Origin of the sequence: Radiobacillus kanasensis, from assembly GCF_021049245.1 — a bacterium.
Taxonomy (GTDB): Bacteria; Bacillota; Bacilli; order Bacillales; family Amphibacillaceae; genus Radiobacillus; species Radiobacillus kanasensis.
In genome coordinates, this window is record NZ_CP088020.1 from 472221 (window position 1) to 491877 (window position 19657).

A 19657-nucleotide genomic window follows, 5' to 3' on the forward strand; every position below is an offset into this window, starting at 1 on the left:
ATTGCTTATCCCACTTTCGTTAGTGTAAACTATGAAGTATACTTCATAGCAAGGGAAAAAAGGGGTGACTTATTATGAAGATTAGCGAAGTAGCAAAAAGTATCAACATGCCAATATCAACCATCCGTTATTATGAGAAAATCGGTATTATCCCTGATGAGTACATACTGAGAGATCAGAATAATTATCGGAATTATACTTCAGAAATCATTCACCATCTAGATGTTGTGAAAAATTGTGTGGCTGTTGGTTTTTCGATTAATGATATACAATCAATGATCTCGCAAAATGGAATGTCAAGATTTGAACAAGCACGTATTATCAAAGAAAAAATATCAGAAATTGAGAACGCTCAAAAAAAGTTAGAAGGATCTAAACAAGCGCTTTATGATATTCTTAAATTAGATATTACGTGTGAGCATGGGTTCGGGAAATATCAATGAAAAGAAACAACCTTTTATATAATTCTAAGTCATGTACGGGGTAATTGTTCTGATCGAGGAACTCGATTTTTAAAATGGTTTTAATCATACAAAAGAAGTTAATCTCCCCTATAATGGGAGACTAACTTCTTTGTTTTTTTACTATTAACTATGCTTTTATTTTACCCATTCATCAACCAATTCTTGATTCTCTTCAATCCATTTCTTAGCCCCATCAAGAGGATTTTCGGCACTTTCTACATAGTCGATGAGCTGCCCGATTTGCTGATCATCCATCTTCCAATTTTTGAACCATTCGCTTACTTTCGGATAATCATCCTCAAATCCATGTCTTGTAGCATGGTGAATTTTTTCTATACCACCGAATGTTTTCTTCGGGTCTTCTAGGAATTTTAAGTCATATTTGGAGAATACCCAGTGTGGGCTCCAAAGTGGTGCAACGATTGGTTCTTCATTTTTAATGGCTTTATCAATCTCAGCTATCATTGCAGGTTCAGAGCTTGGTAGTAATTCAAACTCAAGATTATAATCTTTAATTAATTGTTCCGTAACTTCCATGGTACCTGCTCCAGGATCAAAACCGGTAATTTCTCCATTAAATGATTCTTTGTGTTCATTTAAGTCTTCTACACTATTAACTTCTTCTAAATAGGTTGGGACAACAAGCCCTACTTTTGCGTTATCATACCAAGTTGCTTCTGAAAAGTTTACAGAATCCTTATATTCTTTTAGATAATTGGCATCTTGGACAGGCAACCATATTTCCAAACTAGCATCTAGTTCGCCACTTTCTAATGCCTTCATCGTAGTTCCCATGTTCAATACGTTTAACTTCACGTTGTACCCTTTTTCTTCTAAAATCGCTTTCCACATATTGGTTACGGCGATATTTTCGGCCCAGTTAATTTGACCAATTGTTAATTCTTCATCATTTACCTCTGTCTCTGCATCTGCTTGTTCACTACTTGTTTCTTCGCCAGTGCTTCCACATGCTGTCAGTACAGCAATCATTAGCAGTGCAAGTATAAAGCTAAGTTCTTTTTTCCATTTGTTCATGTTGAAAAACTCCCCTTTGTTTTTGTATATAAAACATTCTTAACGTTAAATTTGTTAAGAAATATTTTAACATAAAGACAAAACGAACTTACCCATCTCTTATTTACAAGAGATAAGTAAACCGTCCATTATACTAGGTAGTCTATGAATATCTTTCTATAGACTCCTCATTTTTTACATTAATCCTGCTTATCTTTAGGTAAAAATTCAAATATCTTACCACTTCTGATACTTGACACTAAGTCTTCTAACCAGTGATAGTATGCTTTAGATTCTTCTAATTGATCGTAGTATTTTTTTGCCTCTGCCACAACGTCTGGTGTGCTAGTGGAATCTTTTATAACATCTATTAAATCTTCTTGAGCTTCCTCCACTGCTTCAAAATTCATTTTTACCTCTCGTTCCCACATCTGACAATAAAACGCCATAAAGGACCGAAAGAAATTTTTCTCCGCCATATAGGTATGTTTTCTAGAGCCTCGTGTAAATGTTTTTTTCACCATTTCTATTTCTTGGAGTCTACGGACACTAGTACTCATACTCGGTTTACTCATTTCGAGCTCCTCACGCATTTCATCAAGCGTCATTTGGTCTTTAAAGTACATCGTCGCATATAAATTTCCAGCAGCTGGTGTTACACCGTATAAGTCCATGGTCTCTGCAATGGCGCCAATGACTTTATCCTTGGCTTGTTCGATTTTAATTTTGGATCTTTCAGTAGACTCACTCATAAAATCGCTCCTTCAATATAAAGTAAAGCGTATTAAATATTTTCTTAATCTTCTTCACAAACATTATGATACCGTGTTCAGATTAAATGTCAAATGGAAAGAGGTGAGGGAACCAATTGAGAATGTTTATGAACTTAGTAATCGCAGCTATTCTTGTACATATTATTTCTTTCTTGATTTTTGTGATTCGCTTTGTCTTTGACAGCCTAAAAAAGACATGTTACCATTTTAAAAGATTAAATAAATTTTTAACAAACTTAACTTATTTGAAAACTGGAGTTGATAGATTTGAGTTTAAAACAACAACAATACATTAATGGGAAATGGGTGGACGCAAACTCAGGTCATACACGTGATATTATTAATCCATTTAACCAGGAAGTTATTGCTACTGTTCCAGAAGGGGACGAAACAGATGCAAAAGCAGCAATCGCTGCAGCAAGAGCCGCATTTGATCATGGAGAGTGGCCTTCTACTCCAGCAACAGAGCGAGGGACGATCGTAAGAAAAATTGCTGAATTAATAGAAAGAGATAAAGAAGAGCTTGCTAGATTAGAATCATTAGATACAGGTAAAACAGTAGAAGAAAGCCGTGGAGACATGGATGATATCGCTGGAGTATTTCGCTATTATGCAGAGCTTGCAGATAAAATGGGTGGGGAACTGATTGATTCTCCTGTGCCGAACTCTATCAGTAAAGTGGTTCACGAACCAGTTGGTGTTTGTGGTCAAATTACACCGTGGAATTATCCATTACTTCAAGCGTCTTGGAAACTAGCTCCAGCACTTGTGACTGGAAATACGTTAGTCATGAAGCCAAGTGAAATTACACCACTTACTACGATTAAAGTATTCGAACTAATGGAAGAGGCGGGAGTGCCTACAGGTGTTGCTAATTTAGTGCTTGGTGCTGGTCATACAGTTGGTGCGGAGCTATCTAGTAACGTGGATGTGGACCTTATTTCCTTTACAGGTGGGCTTGTTACTGGGAAGAAAATTATGGAAGCAGCAAGCGTGAATGTGAAGAAGCTTGCACTAGAACTTGGTGGAAAAAACCCGAACATCATCTTTGCGGATGCTGATTTTGAGACAGCTGTGGACCAAGCGTTGAACGGTGTATTTTTCCACGCAGGACAAATCTGTTCGGCTGGTACAAGATTGATAGTAGAAGAAAGTATCCACGATGAGTTCGTGAACGCACTTGTAGAGCGTGTGAAGAAATTTAAGCTAGGAAGCGGGTTTGACGAAGATACACAAATGGGCCCACTTATTTCTGCTGAGCATCTTGCGAAAGTAGAAAAGTATGTAGAAACTGGTAAGAAGGAAGGTGCTACATTAGCAGTTGGTGGTAGCCGCCCAGAAGATCCAGAACTACAAAACGGATTTTTCTACCTACCTACGATTTTCACAGACTGCAAAACAGATATGACCATTGTTCAAGAGGAAGCTTTCGGTCCTGTTATTACGGTAGAGAAATTCCGTTCTGAAGAAGAAGCAGTTAAGCTTGCGAATGACTCTATTTATGGGCTTGCTGGTGGTGTCTGGACAAACGATATTGTAAAAGCGGAACGTTGTGTCGCAAAGATGCGCATGGGCACAGTTTGGATTAATGATTTCAACCTTTACTTCCCACATGCACCATGGGGTGGATTTAAGCAGTCAGGTATTGGACGCGAATTAGGCAGGCTAGGAATTGAGGAATATACAGAGACCAAGCATATATTTCATAACTTGAAACCTGAATCTATTAATTGGTTCTAGTTTATCTATTGTTGAATAGAAACTTAAAAAATCCTCAGAAGGGGTTTAGCATCCCTTCTGAGGATTCATTTTTAACAAAACTATTACTCTATTAATGTATCAATTTCTTTCTTTACCGTTGTGGCTTGAGATCCAATCACTATTTGTACGTGATGCTTATCAATTTTTATGACCCCGTGAGCACCCGTTTGTTTGATCTTATCTTCATCAATAAGGTCTGTATCATTTAACTCCAGACGAAGGCGTGTCATGCAGTTATCATTTGTGATAACGTTTTCTTTTCCGCCGATATATTGCAATATTTTCTTAGCCATATACTCATGATTAGAGTGAGATAGCGTTAAATCTTTTTCTTGCTCGGAGGCTTCCGCTCCAAACTCGATATCCTTTTCTCTACCGATAAGAGGGATATCTCTTTTTATAATTACATAGTAAAAAGTAAAGTAGTAAAGGACTGCGAACGCTAGACCTACTAGAATAATTAAATATCCATGGTCAGATAAATTCATGTTTAGGATAAAATCGATAACTCCAGCTCCCCAGGAGAAACCGTGACGTATGTGTAATAAATAAAGTACTGCTCCTGCTAAACCTGTATATACGGCGTGTATAAAATATAAGAACGGAGATGTAAATAAGAATGTAAATTCAATTGGTTCCGTAATTCCTGTTAAAAAGGATGTACCTGCCCCAGACATCATTAAGGACTTGGTTTCTTGTTTTCTTTTCTTCGCTGCCTTCGTAATGGCTAAAGCAATTGCCGGGATTCCAAACATCATCGTGACATAGAATCCACCAATAAAGAATCCTGCGGAAGGATCTCCACTTAAGAAACGAGTGATTTCACCTGTTACAACTTCTCCAGATGGCGTTTCATATTCTCCTAAACCGAAATAGACATACGTATTAATAACATGGTGTAAACCGAATGGTAATAAGAAGCGATTCAGGAATCCAAAAATGAAAATTCCTAGTGCGCCTAGCCCCATTAAAGTTTGAGCGAAAGCGTCAATTCCTTGTTGTGCATAAGGCCAAATTAGTGACATTAGCCCAGCTACTGGAATCATGATAAAAATAATAACGGTGATTGGAAACTTTTCCTCACTAAAGAAAGCTAACATGCTTGGAAGCTTTGTATTTTTAAATTTGTTAAAAACCCATGCGGCTAACAAACCAGCCAGCACTCCCCCAAACACACTCATGTTAAGTTCAGGGTCCATGATTTTAAGCCCTTCTTTTAACACAATGATAGCTAGAAATCCGGTTAATGCTGGAATTCCCTTGTCCTTTGTTTTGGCTAGCCCCATCGCAATACCAATCGCAATAATCGCATCCATTTGTGCTAATATTACCCCGGCTGCCTGGTATAGCGGGATATCCAATAGGTCCGCTGCACTTAAGCGAAGAAGTAAACCAGCAATTGGTAAAGCTACAATAGAGATGAGCAATGATTTCCCAAACTTTTGAAGAAAATTCTTCATAATAGTAGTCCTCCTCAAATTATATATATTTAATTTTTATTAAATATCCCGGAAAGTACTTAATTGAATATCCTTTCGATTCTTGAGAAGTGTAATCACTTGTTGGTTGGTTAAAAGCTCTAATTCATCTACTCTTGGATAGGTAAACGAAGATCCGGATAAAATATCTTTATCTAGATAGGCAGGGTGTGTCATGACCTCGACTGATTCATGGCCATCGAAAATTTCATCCAATGCTTGATTATCTTTTATAGATGTCTCTAGCAAGTATTGAAAAGAATCCGTAGTCTTGATTCCTTCCGTCTTCATTTCCACAAAATATTTCGGGTCCATATTGTTTCGTACAGGTAAACCATACTCTTTTGCTAACGTTAGAAATACACTTGGTATGTCCCCAAAGGAATTAGTGTGATGGTGACTATCAAGATGAGTAGGTTTTAATCCATAGGATAAAAACCTTTCAATTTGTGCTTTCCACTCTTGATACACTTCCTCATAATCAATCGTAAATGCCCCTTTATAGAAATCTAGTTTTCGAAAGATTCCCTTACTATCAACGATTGTGTTATGCGTATCTAGTAATGGTTTTCCGCAAGTTAAGACTAAATGGACGCCAACGCCAAGCTTTGGATTCTGTTTGGCAAGGTCTGCAGCATGATCTGCTCCTGGCATATTGGACATAAACGTGGTAGATGTTAAAACTCCTAACTGATGTGCATCGACGATTCCGAAGTTGATTCCTCTTGAATAGCCAAAGTCATCCGCATTGATGATCAATTTCTTCATACAATAGATCCCCCTCGTCATACTTATTTTTGTAGTTCTGGCCAAAAATCTTTGTTTGCTTCTATTAAATCGTCAAGAATTGCTTTTGCCGTGGTTACGTTGATTACGGTTCGATTTAGAGTTAGTGCTTGAAGTAGCTTCATGTAGCTCTTTCCAAAATATCCGTCGACGACTAGTTTTTCATACGCGTATTGGTTCTCTATTAACCCTTTGTAGAAAGTAGGTACTTCCCCCACGGAGAAAGGCTTCGGTCCGTTTGTTGTTAAAATAACCGGCACTTCTACCATAGCTTCTGCTGGTAAATTAGAGATGATCCCATTGTTCTCCACCATTAAAATAAATCTTTCCTCTAAGTTGTAGGCAAGAGATTCAGCAGCTTTAATCATAAAGACACCATGGATATCGACATGAAGCTCTTTCTCACCTTGTGCAGTGCCGTTGGCAATGATGCGATCACAAAGATTATGTACACGCTTTTGGCGACCTTCGATAACTTGTCTTGCCCGTGTATGATTTGGGTCCTCTTTTTCTACCATTTGCTCTGGATAGAAATAATATTGCAAATACGTATTTGGTAAAAATTCAGGGAAGTCTATCATTATTTGGCGGGCTTGTTCAAAGGTCTTCTGCCAAGAAACATCATTAGCAATCTCTTTATCCTCTGGTTTAAAGCCATTGTCTAGAATCAGCTGCTTTAATCTTTCGGTATGATCGGTCCCTTTTTTATCCAGAATCTTAGTGAACCATCCGAAATGATTAAGACCAAAGTATTCAGGGACGATATCCCATACATCAAGGCCGAGAATTTGGGCATAGCTGATCATAATGGCGATCGGCATGTCACAAATGTTTAGTAAGCGGTGGTCGTTAGGAAATTCTCTTTTTAATGCAATCGAAACAATAGCTGCTGGATTGGTGTAGTTCAAGATCCAAGCTTCTGGTGAATAGCAGCGTATATCATATACTAGCTCGATCATATCTTTGATAGAACGTAATCCATAGGCCATTCCCCCTGGACCACAAGTTTCCTGACCGACAACACCATGATTGAGAGAAATTTGTTCATCCAGCTCTCTCATCGCTAATCCACCAGTACGGATTTGGACAAATACGAAATCTGCATCTCGAAAGGCTTCTTCTTTATCCGTAGTATAGGAGAAAGAATCTAGTTCCGGATATCGTTCTTTAAAAAGTATCTCCGTAGCTTTCGCATTTCTTTCCTGTCGCTTTTCATCTATATCATAGAAAACTAGATCTTTAAGGGGGAAATGATCTTTTTCTTCAATTAGACTCATCATCATTCCCATGGTGTAAGTGCTTCCACTTCCAACAATCACTAACCGTTGTTTTTTCACGTTGTGTAACCTCCTTGGTTATTTATAAATTATTTATAACACTAATCTAAAACAAATACAATACCAATATTGTATTTAATTTGTATTAAATATATAGTTAATCTTAGGGGTGAATCACTTCTTGCTGGATTATGTTTGAGTGTCTAGGTGTTTTTCTGTATAGTTGTATTATTAGTAAATACAAATACAATACAAAAAATACTAGGTGGTGTGATTCTTGACTAGTCATTCTCCTTTATATAAACAAATTGCAGAGAAGATTAAAAAAGAGATTATTGTTGGGAAATTAAAAAAGGATGATGCGATTCCTTCAGAGAATAAACTGGCAGAAATGTATGATGTTAGTCGCGTGACAATTCGTCAGGCAATAGGAGAGCTTGTGTCAGAGGATGTTCTTTACAAGGTAAGAGGAAGTGGAACGTATGTGAAGGGAGGGAAAATTGAACAAGATATATTCAGGCTACAAAGTTTTACAGAAGAGATGAGGCAGCTTAACAAAATTCCTTCCAATGAAATTTTAGATTTTCACATGCAGGAGCCGACAGATGTCGTGAAAGATAAACTGCAATTAGTGGAAGGAGAAAAAGTATTCTTTATTCGAAGGTTACGCTATGCCGATGATGAACCTTTGATATTAGAAGAAACGTATGTACCTGTGTCCTTGTTTCCAGATTTATCTATAGAAGTGATGAGACATTCGAAGTATGCCTATGTTGAAAACAAAGGATATGTCATAAAGGAAAGACAAGGCGAAGTATTTCCTTTTTTCCCAACCGAAGATTTAAAAGATATTCTTCAGCTGGAGGAGAATGAGCTGGCATTGTCGATGAATCTTTGGGCGGCGCTTGATAACGGAACGATATTCGAGTACACAAAGTTATATTTTAGAAGTGAAAAATACACCTTCAAATTTATATCAAGACGAATGTAAAAGGAGATCTTTGAATGAATGTAGTGGAGGTAGACTCCTACAATGAAATGAGTAGGAAGGCATCGGAATTAATAGTAAAGAAGATTAAAGAGAATACCAGTTCGGTGTTAGGTCTTGCAACAGGTGGTACTGTCATTCGTGTATATCAAATGCTGATTAAGGACCATTTAGTGAATGGGACTTCGTATCGGGAAGTGAACACGATAAATTTAGATGAGTATGTAGGATTAGGCAGCAGCGATTCAAATAGTTATCGCTACTACATGAACGAAAATCTATTTACTCACCTAGATATTCCTCAAGAGCAATCACATTTGCCAAACGGAATGGCTACGAATAGGAAAGAGGAATGTGTGAAATATGAAGAGTTGATTGGTGAGCTTGGTGGAGTGGACTTACAGCTGTTAGGAATTGGAGAAAATGGTCATATTGGATTTAATGAACCAGGGACTTCCTTTCGAAGTAAAACGCATGTCGTGAAACTAATGGAGTCGACGAGAAAGGCAAATGCTAGATATTTTTCTTCGTTGGATAGTGTTCCGACACATGCTGTAACGATGGGGATTGATACCATTTTTCGTAGTAAGCAGATTCTACTTCTTGCTTCAGGTATGAAAAAGGCGGCAGCGATTGATTGGTTATTAAATGGTGAGGTGTCAGAGGATTTACCAGCTTCCATTTTAAAAAAACATAACCGCGTAACTGTGATTGCGGATAAGGATGCATTGTCCTTATCAAAGGTTAGCGGGATTACTTTTACTAAGTAAAGCTTATTTATGAAGTGTGCGAACAGAGTGATGTTTGTGCACTTTTTTGTTTTTGTCACTCGAACTAGTAGTAAAAATTCTTGCTTGAAAAATAGTTTAATGATAAAGTAAAAAGCGTATCATTAAATCGTAATGATTACGTTTTGTTTAAATAGCACTTCTTTAAGGGGGAGGGAGTAAAGAAAAACGATGGATAAAGATGCAGAAGATTATTCATAGTGGACAAAAAATTACTGCATAGCAGTAAAATTTTTTAATTATCAAATCGTAATTATTACGTTTTAATTAGTGAGGAAGTAGTGAATGTATTTGAAGGAGGAAGAAGAATATGGCAAAAAAATCAAAGATTGCAAAAGAAAAGAAGCGTCAAGCAATGGTAGCGAAATACGCTGAACTACGAAGAGAATTGAAGGAAAAGGGAGATTATGAAGCACTTAGAAAGCTTCCTCGAGATTCTTCTCCGACACGTTTAACAGGGAGATGTGAAATAACAGGAAGACCTCGCGGGTATATGAGAAAATTCAAAATGTCTCGAATTGCGTTTAGAGAATATGCGCATAAAGGACAAATTCCTGGTGTGAAAAAATCCAGCTGGTAGGAATGATGGCTGCACAAGAAAATCTTATATTGTTCCCTTTTTAAATTCGAGAATCATTTTTTTAGTAAAATGAACATTCAGTCCTACAAGTGAATAATCCTTAAAAGATTAAATCGTAACTATTACGAATTGTAACTTAAATTAAGGAGGGGGATAAAGTGGGGAAATCCAACATTATAGAATTAGATGACGTTTCTTTTAAGTATGAAAAACAGTGGGTAATGGAGCAAGTAAATGTTTCTATAGAAAAGGGACAGTTCGTTGGATTAATCGGACCAAACGGTTCTGGAAAAACCACTTTGGTTAACTTAATACTTGGACTTATAAAACCAAGTAAGGGTAGGATCCATCTATTTAATGAACCAATAAACCAATTCACGAATTGGAAGGATATCGGATATGTGTCCCAAAAGTCCAACAGTTTTAATACTGGATTTCCGGCTAGTGTATTGGAAGTAGTGAAATCTGGACTGGTATCCAGCGTAGGGATGTTTCGTTTCCTAAAACGCGAGCATACACAGCAAGCGATGGAGGCTTTAAGGATTGCAGACATGGAGCAATTTGCGAAATCTAACATAGGAGAACTATCAGGTGGACAGCAGCAAAGAGTATTCATTGCCCGTGCGCTAGTTAGGAATCCCTCACTATTAATTCTTGATGAGCCAACTGTAGGAATTGATGAAGAGCATGTCACTAAATTTTACGAAATACTAGGCAAATTAACTAAGCAAAACGACATATCCCTATTAATGATTACACACGATTTAAGTGCGATTACGGAGCATGCAACTCATGTTGCTTATATGAATAAAACAATTCATTTTTTCGGTACATCTAACGAATATAATCAGTATAAATCTATGAATCAACAATATGGTTACATGGAACAGCAACACACTCCTAATCGTGTGGAGGTAACATCCTAATGCTTGAAGTCTTTTTTGAATATGAGTTTTTACAAAATGCAGCACTAACTGGAATATTAATTGGGCTCATTGCACCGTTACTTGGTGTATTTATTGTAGTTCGTAGGCTTGCGTTAATCGCGGACGCCCTTTCGCATATTACGTTAACAGGAATTGCGGCGAGTTTGTTATTAGAAAAGAAAGTAATTGGAATAAATGATTGGAATCCAATATATATGGGTATGGCATTTTCTGTTTTCGGGGCTGTTTTAATCGAACGGTTGAGAAAAATGTATAAAAATTATGAAGAACTAGCTATTCCTATCATTCTATCTGGTGGTATTGGATTAGGTGTCTTATTCATTTCTCTGGCTGACGGCTTTAACACCGATCTCTTCAGCTATTTGTTTGGAAGTGTAGCCGCGGTTAGCAGATCAGATATGTGGACTATTGTTTTTATCACTTTCCTAGTCCTTGTCATAGTGATTGTCTTTTACAAAGAACTATTTATTTTATCGTTTGATGAGGAACATGCAACAGTGTCTGGTGTGAAAGGACGGTGGATTCACCTACTATTTATTTTGCTAGTAGCATTAGTGATTGCTGCATCTATGCAAGTAGTAGGAATATTATTGGTTTCAGCTTTAATGACATTACCCGTTGCATCAGCTTTTAGAATAGCAAAGAGCTTTAAGCAAACTATCGTTCTATCTATTTTGCTTGGAGAATGTTCGGTCGTTGTCGGTTTGATTTCGGCTTATCACCTTAGCGTTCCTCCTGGTGGGACTATCGTGATGACAGCAATCCTGATCCTTTTGTTAACGATTATGTCCAAAAAGCTGATCACACAATTTTGGATCAAGCAAAAAGTGTGACAAATAGGGAACTAGACCAGGTACTGTTAAAAGTGAAATTTTAATAAGCATTATGTTATGTCGGTTTACAAGAAAACCGGCAAAAATTTTAAAAGTTAAATCGTAATGATTACGGATTAAAAACTCAAGGAGGAGAAAAATGTTTAAAAAGTTATTTGGTTTACTAATCTTATCTATTATGATGGTTGGGGGTATTGCTGCATGTGGGAATGAAGAGAAAAGCAGTGGTGACCATTCAAAACCATCGAACGAAATAAAAATATTTACTACTGTATATCCGATACAGTTTTTTGCGGAGCAAATTGCTGGAGACCAAGCTTCTGTGGAATCCATCTTACCAGCGGGTTCTAATCCACATAACTATGAACCAACTACGGAAGAAATAGTGAAAGTTGCGGATTCAGATGCGTTCATTTATATTGGTGCAGGTTTGGAGCCGTATGCAAAACAAATCTCAGATTCTATGGAATCCGAAGATGTGAAAATAGTAGAGGCTTCAAGCGGAATTGAATTAATTGATCACGTACATAGTCATGATCATGGTGAAGAAGCAACGCATGATGAGCATGATCACGAAGGAGAAGAAGGAACACACGACGAACATGACCATGAGGGAGAAGAAACTGCGGAAGACGAGCATGGACACCATCATGGTGATAAGGATCCACATATTTGGCTAGATCCAATCCGCTCTATTCAGTTGGCTGAAAATATTAAGGATACGCTTGTCGAGCTAAAACCAGATCAAGAAGAAGCGTTCAATAAAAACTTTGAAGAGCTAAAAGGGAAACTAGAGAAGCTAGACCAAGAGTTCCAGGAAAAACTAGAAAGTCTACCTGAAAATAAAATTATTGTATCGCATGCTGCTTATGGATATTGGGAGGAAAATTACGGAATCGAACAAATTGCCATCTCTGGGTTAAGCCCTACGAATGAACCTTCTCAAAAAGAAATAAAAAATATCATTGAAACATCTGAGGAGTATGGATTAAAGTATGTGTTCTTCGAACAGAATGTAACGCCTAAAGTGGCCGAAGTCGTTCGAAAAGAAATTAGTGCAGAAACCTTACGCATTCACAATCTTTCTGTCTTAACAGAAGAAGATATTGAAAACGAGGAAGACTACTTTACGCTTATGGAGAAGAACCTAGAAGTTCTAACACAAGCACTATCTGAACCTTCCACAGTTTCGGATAGTGAGCATGATCACGAGCATAGTCACACCCATGACGAAGAAATACAGAAAATCTACGATGGATATTTTAAAGATAGCCAAGTAAAAGATCGCACTCTTTCGGACTGGGAAGGAGATTGGCAGTCTGTGTATCCATATCTTCAAGATGGTACGTTAGATGAGGTCATGGCACATAAGGCAGAGCATGGAGACAAAACAGAAGAAGAATATAAGGAATATTATGAAGAAGGGTATCGAACAGATGTCAACCGTATTTTGATAGAAGGTGAAACGGTAACATTCTTTGAAAATGGTAAAGAAAGTACTGGTAAGTACACCTATGACGGCTATGAAATTCTAACGTATGAAGCTGGAAATAGAGGAGTGCGTTTTATCTTTAAGCTTGCCGAAGATGTGGAAGGACTTCCGCAGTATATTCAATTTAGTGATCATAGTATTTATCCAACGAAAGCAGGTCATTACCATTTGTATTGGGGAGATGATAGAGAGGCTTTATTGAAAAATGTTACACACTGGCCAACCTATTACCCATCAGAAATGGATGGGCATGAAATTGCTCATGAAATGATGGAACATTAATACCGACTTTAAGGTGTTAACGGATATTTTGAGAAGAGCAGAAGATCTATATAACGGTCTTCTGCTCTTGCTCTTCCTAAGAGGGAGTATAGGATGGATGTTATAGAACGTGTTTTTGAAACTTTTTAATATACGTAAGCCTTTACATATTTAGGTTGGAGTGCTATATTAATTCCATAAATGAATATAACTTATGGATTGTTACTGATACGCAGGCAAAACCTAAGTTGCTAAGGAAAAGGGAGAGTACTCTTCTGTTTTCTGAAGCAATTTAGGTTTTTTTATTGCAAAAATTCTGCTTGCATCAGTATAGAGTCTAGTAAAAGCATTGTTTCAAAATTTAAATATGAGGTGATACAAATGACAGTTAAATTTCCAGAAGGATTTCTATGGGGCGGCGCAACGGCTGCTAACCAATTTGAAGGTGCCTACCAAGAAGGTGGGAAAGGGTTAAACTTAGCAGATGTACTACCAGGTGGCAAAGAAAATCGATTAAAACTTTTATCATCGACTGGATTTAATTTTGAAATCGACAAATCAAAGTATCATTATCCGAACCATGACGGTATTGACTTCTATCACCGCTATAAAGAAGATATTGCGTTATTTGCAGAAATGGGCTTCAAAACGTTTCGTATGAGTATAGCTTGGTCTCGTATTTTTCCAAACGGGGATGAATTAGAGCCAAACGAAGAAGGGTTAGCATTCTATGATCGCGTATTTGATGAACTAGCAAAATACAATATTGAGCCATTAGTGACGATTTCACACTATGAAACACCTCTCCATCTAATCAAAGAATATGGTGGATGGAGAAATCGGAAGTTAGTTGAATTCTTTGAGCGTTATGTAACCGTTCTTCTCAATCGCTACAAAGATAAAGTGAAATATTGGTTAACCTTCAATGAAATTAATGGTGCCACACATATGCCATTATTCGGACTTGGTTTCTCTCCAGAGAACGAAGAAACACGTCTTCAAGACAGCTTCCAAGGACTTCATCATCAATTTGTTGCAAGTGCCAGAGCTGTACAACTAGGACATGAAATTATTCCAGGTTCACAGATTGGATGTATGCTAATCTATGCACCTGTCTATTCCTTTGACAGTGATCCTGAAAATGTACTATATGCCCAACAAGAGGCGCGCATTTTCAATAATTTTTGTGGAGATGTTCACGTTCGCGGTGCATATCCTAGCTTCATCGACCGTTACCTCAGAGAAAACAATATTAACATCGAAATGGAAGATGGAGACCTTAAGTTAATCAAAGAAGGTACGGTTGATTTCATTTCATTCAGTTACTACATGTCTCGTACGGATAAAAAGAACAAAACACCTGAAGAGATTGGCCAAGGTAACTTAATTGGTGGCGTAAAAAATCCATTCTTAAAAGCAAGTGATTGGGGATGGGAAATCGATCCGGTTGGTCTTCGCACTGCATTAAATGAATTATATGGCCGTTATCAAGTACCTTTATTCGTTGTGGAAAACGGATTAGGAGCTTACGATAAGGTTGAAGAAGATGGAAGCATTACCGATGATTATCGCATTAATTATCTAAGAGAGCACATTAGAGCTATGGGAGAAGCGGTGGATGATGGTGTGGAATTAATGGGATATACAGCTTGGGGGTGTATTGACTTAGTAAGTGCATCTTCTGGGGAAATGTCTAAGCGTTATGGTTTCATTTATGTAGACAAGCATGACGATGGCAGTGGTACTTTAGATCGTAGTAGAAAGAAATCATTCTTCTGGTACAAGAACGTAATTGATACAAATGGGGAAGAGCTTTAATAGAATATGATTAGACATAAAATCGCTTCAATTCGGGTTGAAGCGATTTTATTTTTTCTCTATGAAGCAACAAAGTCAGTTCCCACCAAAAGCTTCGGGAATCATTCTAAATCCTTCAATCACCGTATCCTCTTCCACTTCAATCATTAAATAGAGCTTCCCATTAAGCTGAACCTGCTTCACGTACCTCAAATCTTGTGGACTAATAGAAACGTTCGCTATTTTCGTGTTGATTTTAATCGATTTTGATTTGTACTTGGGTACGACACTACTTGCTTTGATCTCATACTTATCATCATCGATTACTTTTTGGAAGGCGGAGTCAACCTTTTCTTGATTTACATCTTCAACGCCGCTCATCTTTAAAACACGTTCAATATCCTTGGAGTCTAGCTTTGGTTGTTCTTCCTCTTCATTTTCTTCCATCATACGGTTAATCTCTTCATATACATGATGGAGAGTAGAGGTATTTAATTGATCACCCGTTGCGTCTTTAATAATTTCTTCGAAAACGATTTTATCGTCTTGTGCAGTCATCATTTCTTCGCCGTTCAACACTTCTTCGATGAATGGATAATCGGGTTCATGCACCTTTCCAGCTGAATACAAAATGTGGTTGACGTCTGCTGCATTATCCGTAAAACAAGGAAATAGAAAACCAGCAATTGGAGCATGGAGGTTGATAATTGGGTCCACAACAAAATTGTACTTGAACGCTTTCTCTACATAGTCAAAAAGCAGTTCTTTCTTTGGTTCCTGTGTATTATTTAAGCTACACAGAATAAAGGGATGGGAGTAAACAGAATCCCGTTCACTTTCCTCCGATTCTTCATTTCGGCGTTTCATCGGTTTTAAATATTCCCCACGAATAAAGGTAATGACAATATCTTTCTCGTATTGTCGGTTCTCGAGCATTTTGGCTACAATCTTGAGCATTTGCTCTTTCCAGCCTTCCACATCACTGCTAAGTAAACCTTGATGCAAAATGAGCTGACTGTTATTTTCGACATCCCTTTGAAACTTTAATTCAAAGAGTTTTTCATCCAGCTGGCCGGCAAGTAATTTTTTAAAATTATTCATAAACAGCTCTTGCTGTTCTCGGTCCAACATTTCAAAAGGTTGGCTTTGGTGATGATAAATATCACTCGATTCCTTCATAATATATACATTGAATATGTCGGTGATTTTGAGTAGATCATTATCTATTTTGAATTGTCTTCGAATCTGTGCGATGTCTTTTTTGTTCATAACTTGATTCACCCCTAAGCTAAAAATAAGAAGATAAAAAGAACAACGAGCTTACGGATTTTCTCTCCACCTTCTGAGTTTGAAGTATCATTTATTTTATCATAAATTAGTTCAAATACTGTGGTGAACTTTGTGTGAAGGAATTGGACTCGATGGTGGAAAACTTAATTCAATTTTACAATCTAAAAATACTCCCCTTAAAAAAGAGGAGTATTGGTATTAACTATTTTTTATTGAGCTGGTTCAAGATCTTCAATAGAATCAATATCCATATATTTCGGTACAACTAGACCGATTTTAGCACCTACCAAGTTTTCTCCTAGATCTACAAATTCTCCTTTAAACTTTTCGTAGAAAGCACCGTGAGTCGCAGGCATCCATGGAGCAAGAGAAGCATCACCATCGCCTGTTGCAATAGCCTGGAACATAACAGATGGATCAACAGGAGTTAATGTAACATCAAACCCTTGTTCTTCTAATACAATTTTTACAACATGTGCGGAAGAACGCTCTGTATCCCAAGGAGTTAATACTAACTCTATTGGGGTACCATCAACTGGTTCTACGCCTTCTGTCCATTTTGCAACGGTGTCCTGATTTTTATCAATCCATTGTTGCGCGGCCTCTTCAAAGCTTGAGTCTTGTGCAGCAAGCATAACTTCTTCCATATCAGCTGGCTCCCATTGGAAACGGTCCAGAATCGTATGGGCCTCAGGCATTTCTTCTTTTAAACCTTTTCTTGCGATTGTTGAAATGTGTTCTACATCTCCATAAACATTTTTTGGATCTTTCAAGTACTTTAGATCCCATTTAGCAAACATGTAGTGTGGTGTCCAACCAGCAACAACAATGGGTTCCTCATTGTCAATCGCATCCCCCAGTTCCGTTAACATTGCACCTGTTGAAGCTTTTTGTTGTTCCCAACCGGAAAGATTTTCATACTCCGTTAAAGCTTTGTCCGTTGCTTGAGTGATTCCAGCACCAGGCTCGATTCCCGTGATTGTAAATTCTACTTGTTCTCCAACATTTCCGGTAGATGATGCTTGATCCTCTTCACCATTATTCGCTGTATCGTTTTGGCCACAGCCGGCAGCTGCTAGAAGAGATATTGATAAACCAGCAACCATCCCTAATTTTCTCCATTTAGATTTAAACATGTAGTATAACACTCCTCTATTTATTGTTTTATTCTTGTTAGCTACTTAGAGAACATTCAATTGTTATTTACTGCTCCTACAGCACACACATATACCATTTGCTAAAAGTCATAAGACAACTCATTTAATGGTAAATCTTTTTCAAATGTAGCTCAAAGAGCAAGATCAATTGATTCTGTATATATAGTACGTTCTATTTTAACTATATAAAACATGCGCAGGGAATTCCTTTAATTTCTTTAATTTACTCTGTCTAGGGACTAGCTACTGGTAAGGAAAAACGTATAATTAGCTACATATGGGTATAGTTGGTAAAGTTATATGCGGATACTCCTTACATACCCATTAAAATACAAGCAGTCTTGGTAATATCTGCATTACCAGAAAAACTTAGTTAAGGAAATGCACATTTAAACAGAAGGTTCTCTTTCATGAGCAACTAAAGGAAGTATTGGAATAAGGGGGGAAACTGGTGAAACTAAGTCTGATTGTACATATAATAGGAAAAACAATTGATGAAATAAAAGAATGTGCACAAATGAGTAAGAATGTAGCTACAAAAACGGAAAAGAGGAAATATCTCACACTACTTCTTATGAATATACTGATTTTACCTGTCTACTTGATTCCGATTATCTATTCTTTAGTAATAATTTAATAATTGTCGGGGCATTTACTTTTGGACCTATTGTGCTCTTAGGACTGGTAATTTGTATTCCATTTATACTTTTTATTCTTCTTTTAAAGGTAAAGGCTTACCCTGTGGTGAAAGAAAACTATCTTAGTGGCAATTCAATGAGAAAGTAGCAGTGATATTCAGTAAATCCCAAGCAATAGATTACTTCCAGATTAATAGGGAGTAGTCTGTTTTTCTATTTGACAAGGCTTCCATTCTTGTGTACCATTCAACTGTGAGAATGATAATCCTTATCAATTAGAAGGTAAAAATATACATAAATGAGGTGCAAACAAGATGAAAAAAGGATTACTACTATTAATGATCGGTTTATTTGCAAGTTTTATGTTAGTGGCATGTGGAAATGACGAGACAGAAAATGAATCAACAGAGAATGGCGCAACAGAAAATACGGAAACAAATACTGACGACTCTTCTGCGATAACGGTAACGGATATGTATGGGGAACAAACCTTTAAAAAAACTCCTGAACGTGTCGTAGCTTTAGAATGGGTATATGCAGAGGACGCTTTAGCTTTAGGTGTTCAACCAGTAGGTATGGCTGATGTGGAAGGATACAACAGTTGGGTAAACATCGATGCGGAACTGTCCGATGAGGTAGTTGATGTTGGTACCCGTCAAGAGCCCAATTTGGAAGCAATCGCAGAATTAAATCCAGATGTCATTATTACAGCTGGTTACCGTCATGAAGCGATTATGGATAGTTTAAAAGAAATTGCTCCAACATTAGCTTTCAACCCTTATCCAGAGGAAGGAGAAGGGAACCAATATGAGGAAATGACAACTACTTTTAATGAAATTGCAAAGTTGTTCGGAAAAGAAAAGGAAGCTGAGCAAGTATTGAGTGATTTAGATGCTGCTTATAAGAGTGTATCAGAAGAAATTTCTGCCGCGGGTATCGACAACAATTCCTTTGTTCTATCTCAGGCATATAGCTCTGACAATAATCCTGTGATAAGATTATTTAAAGATAACGCAATGGCAACCCAAATCATGGAAAAAATCGGCCTAGAAAACGCTTATGAATCGGAAGGATTCCAAGTTTATGGATTCGATGAAACTAGTGTAGAAGCATTGCAAAACTTCCAGGATGCTCATTTCTTCTATATTGTTCAGGAAAACGATAATATCTTTTCAAATCAGCTTGCAGGAAATCCAGCTTGGGAAGACCTTGCATTTGTGAAAGAAGAGAGAACCTACCAACTTCCAGGAGATACGTGGACATTTGGTGGACCACTATCTGCACAAGTTTTTGCGGAACAGATCAAAGAAGCCTTAATACAAAAGTAGTGATA

Annotated in this window: 18 protein-coding genes; 11 read left to right on the top strand and 7 right to left on the bottom strand. The window is 37.4% G+C overall.

The genetic code is table 11. From position 1 onward, the window contains the following. Window positions 1-74: 74 nt before the first annotated feature. Window positions 75-443, top strand: coding sequence for a helix-turn-helix domain-containing protein (locus tag KO561_RS02550; protein WP_231095589.1), 369 nt, complete (start codon window positions 75-77; stop codon window positions 441-443). A 156-nt stretch (window positions 444-599) separates the two neighbouring features. On the opposite strand, the gene KO561_RS02555 is transcribed toward KO561_RS02550, so the two are convergent. Further along, window positions 600-1499 (bottom strand): glycine betaine ABC transporter substrate-binding protein, encoded by a 900-nt coding sequence (locus tag KO561_RS02555; protein WP_231095590.1) that lies wholly within the window; start codon window positions 1497-1499, stop codon window positions 600-602. Between the two features lie 179 nt (window positions 1500-1678). Continuing rightward, window positions 1679-2230: a choline uptake/conversion transcriptional regulator CudC gene (gene cudC / locus KO561_RS02560; protein ID WP_231095591.1), complete on the bottom strand. Its 552-nt coding sequence runs from the start codon at window positions 2228-2230 to the stop codon at window positions 1679-1681. A 288-nt stretch (window positions 2231-2518) separates the two neighbouring features. Here cudC and betB point away from each other — a divergent pair, with 288 nt between their 5' ends. Beyond that, entirely contained in the window at window positions 2519-3991 is a 1473-nt protein-coding gene (gene betB / locus KO561_RS02565) for a betaine-aldehyde dehydrogenase (protein ID WP_231095592.1), read from the top strand. An 83-nt stretch (window positions 3992-4074) separates the two neighbouring features. Here the strand turns inward: betB and KO561_RS02570 are convergent, their stop codons facing one another. Genes KO561_RS02570 through KO561_RS02580 form a run of 3 tightly spaced genes read right to left on the bottom strand, consistent with a single transcriptional unit; the run spans window position 4075 to window position 7613 of the window. After that, window positions 4075-5472 carry a PTS transporter subunit EIIC gene (locus KO561_RS02570; RefSeq protein ID WP_231095593.1) on the bottom strand — a complete coding sequence of 466 codons (1398 nt, stop codon included), beginning with the start codon at window positions 5470-5472 and terminating at the stop codon, window positions 4075-4077. Window positions 5473-5511: 39 nt separating this feature from the next. Beyond that, window positions 5512-6258: a chitin disaccharide deacetylase gene (chbG, locus tag KO561_RS02575; protein ID WP_231095594.1), complete on the bottom strand. Its 747-nt coding sequence runs from the start codon at window positions 6256-6258 to the stop codon at window positions 5512-5514. Between the two features lie 23 nt (window positions 6259-6281). Beyond that, window positions 6282-7613: a 6-phospho-alpha-glucosidase gene (locus KO561_RS02580; protein WP_231095595.1), complete on the bottom strand. Its 1332-nt coding sequence runs from the start codon at window positions 7611-7613 to the stop codon at window positions 6282-6284. Between the two features lie 217 nt (window positions 7614-7830). Between KO561_RS02580 and KO561_RS02585 the strand changes: the two genes are divergently transcribed. The 7 genes from KO561_RS02585 (at window position 7831) to KO561_RS02615 (ending at window position 15260) form a co-directional block, all read left to right on the top strand. After that, the gene (locus tag KO561_RS02585; protein ID WP_231095596.1) at window positions 7831-8544 is read left to right on the top strand and encodes a GntR family transcriptional regulator; all 714 of its coding nucleotides are present in this window, start codon (window positions 7831-7833) and stop codon (window positions 8542-8544) included. Between the two features lie 14 nt (window positions 8545-8558). Then, complete coding sequence (nagB, locus tag KO561_RS02590; RefSeq protein WP_231095597.1) at window positions 8559-9311, top strand: glucosamine-6-phosphate deaminase; 753 nt, start codon at window positions 8559-8561, stop codon at window positions 9309-9311. 328 nt (window positions 9312-9639) lie between these two features. After that, window positions 9640-9909 carry a 30S ribosomal protein S14 gene (rpsN, locus tag KO561_RS02595; RefSeq protein ID WP_231095598.1) on the top strand — a complete coding sequence of 90 codons (270 nt, stop codon included), beginning with the start codon at window positions 9640-9642 and terminating at the stop codon, window positions 9907-9909. 158 nt (window positions 9910-10067) lie between these two features. Further along, window positions 10068-10835, top strand: coding sequence for a metal ABC transporter ATP-binding protein (locus tag KO561_RS02600; RefSeq protein ID WP_231095599.1), 768 nt, complete (start codon window positions 10068-10070; stop codon window positions 10833-10835). Then, window positions 10835-11689 (top strand): metal ABC transporter permease, encoded by an 855-nt coding sequence (locus tag KO561_RS02605; protein ID WP_231095600.1) that lies wholly within the window; start codon window positions 10835-10837, stop codon window positions 11687-11689. Before KO561_RS02600 ends, KO561_RS02605 begins: the two co-directional genes overlap by 1 nt. Before the next feature lie 139 nt (window positions 11690-11828). After that, on the top strand, window positions 11829-13463 hold the full coding sequence (locus KO561_RS02610) for a metal ABC transporter solute-binding protein, Zn/Mn family (RefSeq protein WP_231095601.1): 1635 nt from the start codon (window positions 11829-11831) through the stop codon (window positions 13461-13463). Between the two features lie 360 nt (window positions 13464-13823). Then, window positions 13824-15260 (top strand): glycoside hydrolase family 1 protein, encoded by a 1437-nt coding sequence (locus KO561_RS02615; RefSeq protein WP_231095602.1) that lies wholly within the window; start codon window positions 13824-13826, stop codon window positions 15258-15260. Between the two features lie 75 nt (window positions 15261-15335). Here KO561_RS02615 and KO561_RS02620 read toward each other — a convergent pair whose 3' ends face one another. Both KO561_RS02620 and KO561_RS02625 read right to left on the bottom strand, forming a co-directional pair. Further along, complete coding sequence (locus tag KO561_RS02620) at window positions 15336-16508, bottom strand: DUF4317 domain-containing protein (protein WP_231095603.1); 1173 nt, start codon at window positions 16506-16508, stop codon at window positions 15336-15338. Window positions 16509-16738: 230 nt separating this feature from the next. Then, window positions 16739-17665, bottom strand: coding sequence for a glycine betaine ABC transporter substrate-binding protein (locus tag KO561_RS02625; RefSeq protein WP_231095604.1), 927 nt, complete (start codon window positions 17663-17665; stop codon window positions 16739-16741). Window positions 17666-18137: 472 nt separating this feature from the next. Between KO561_RS02625 and KO561_RS02630 the strand changes: the two genes are divergently transcribed. After that, window positions 18138-18323 carry a hypothetical protein gene (locus tag KO561_RS02630; protein ID WP_231095605.1) on the top strand — a complete coding sequence of 62 codons (186 nt, stop codon included), beginning with the start codon at window positions 18138-18140 and terminating at the stop codon, window positions 18321-18323. Window positions 18324-18638: 315 nt separating this feature from the next. Beyond that, the gene (locus KO561_RS02635) at window positions 18639-19652 is read left to right on the top strand and encodes an ABC transporter substrate-binding protein (protein ID WP_231095606.1); all 1014 of its coding nucleotides are present in this window, start codon (window positions 18639-18641) and stop codon (window positions 19650-19652) included. The last annotated feature ends 5 nt before the right edge of the window (window positions 19653-19657 follow it).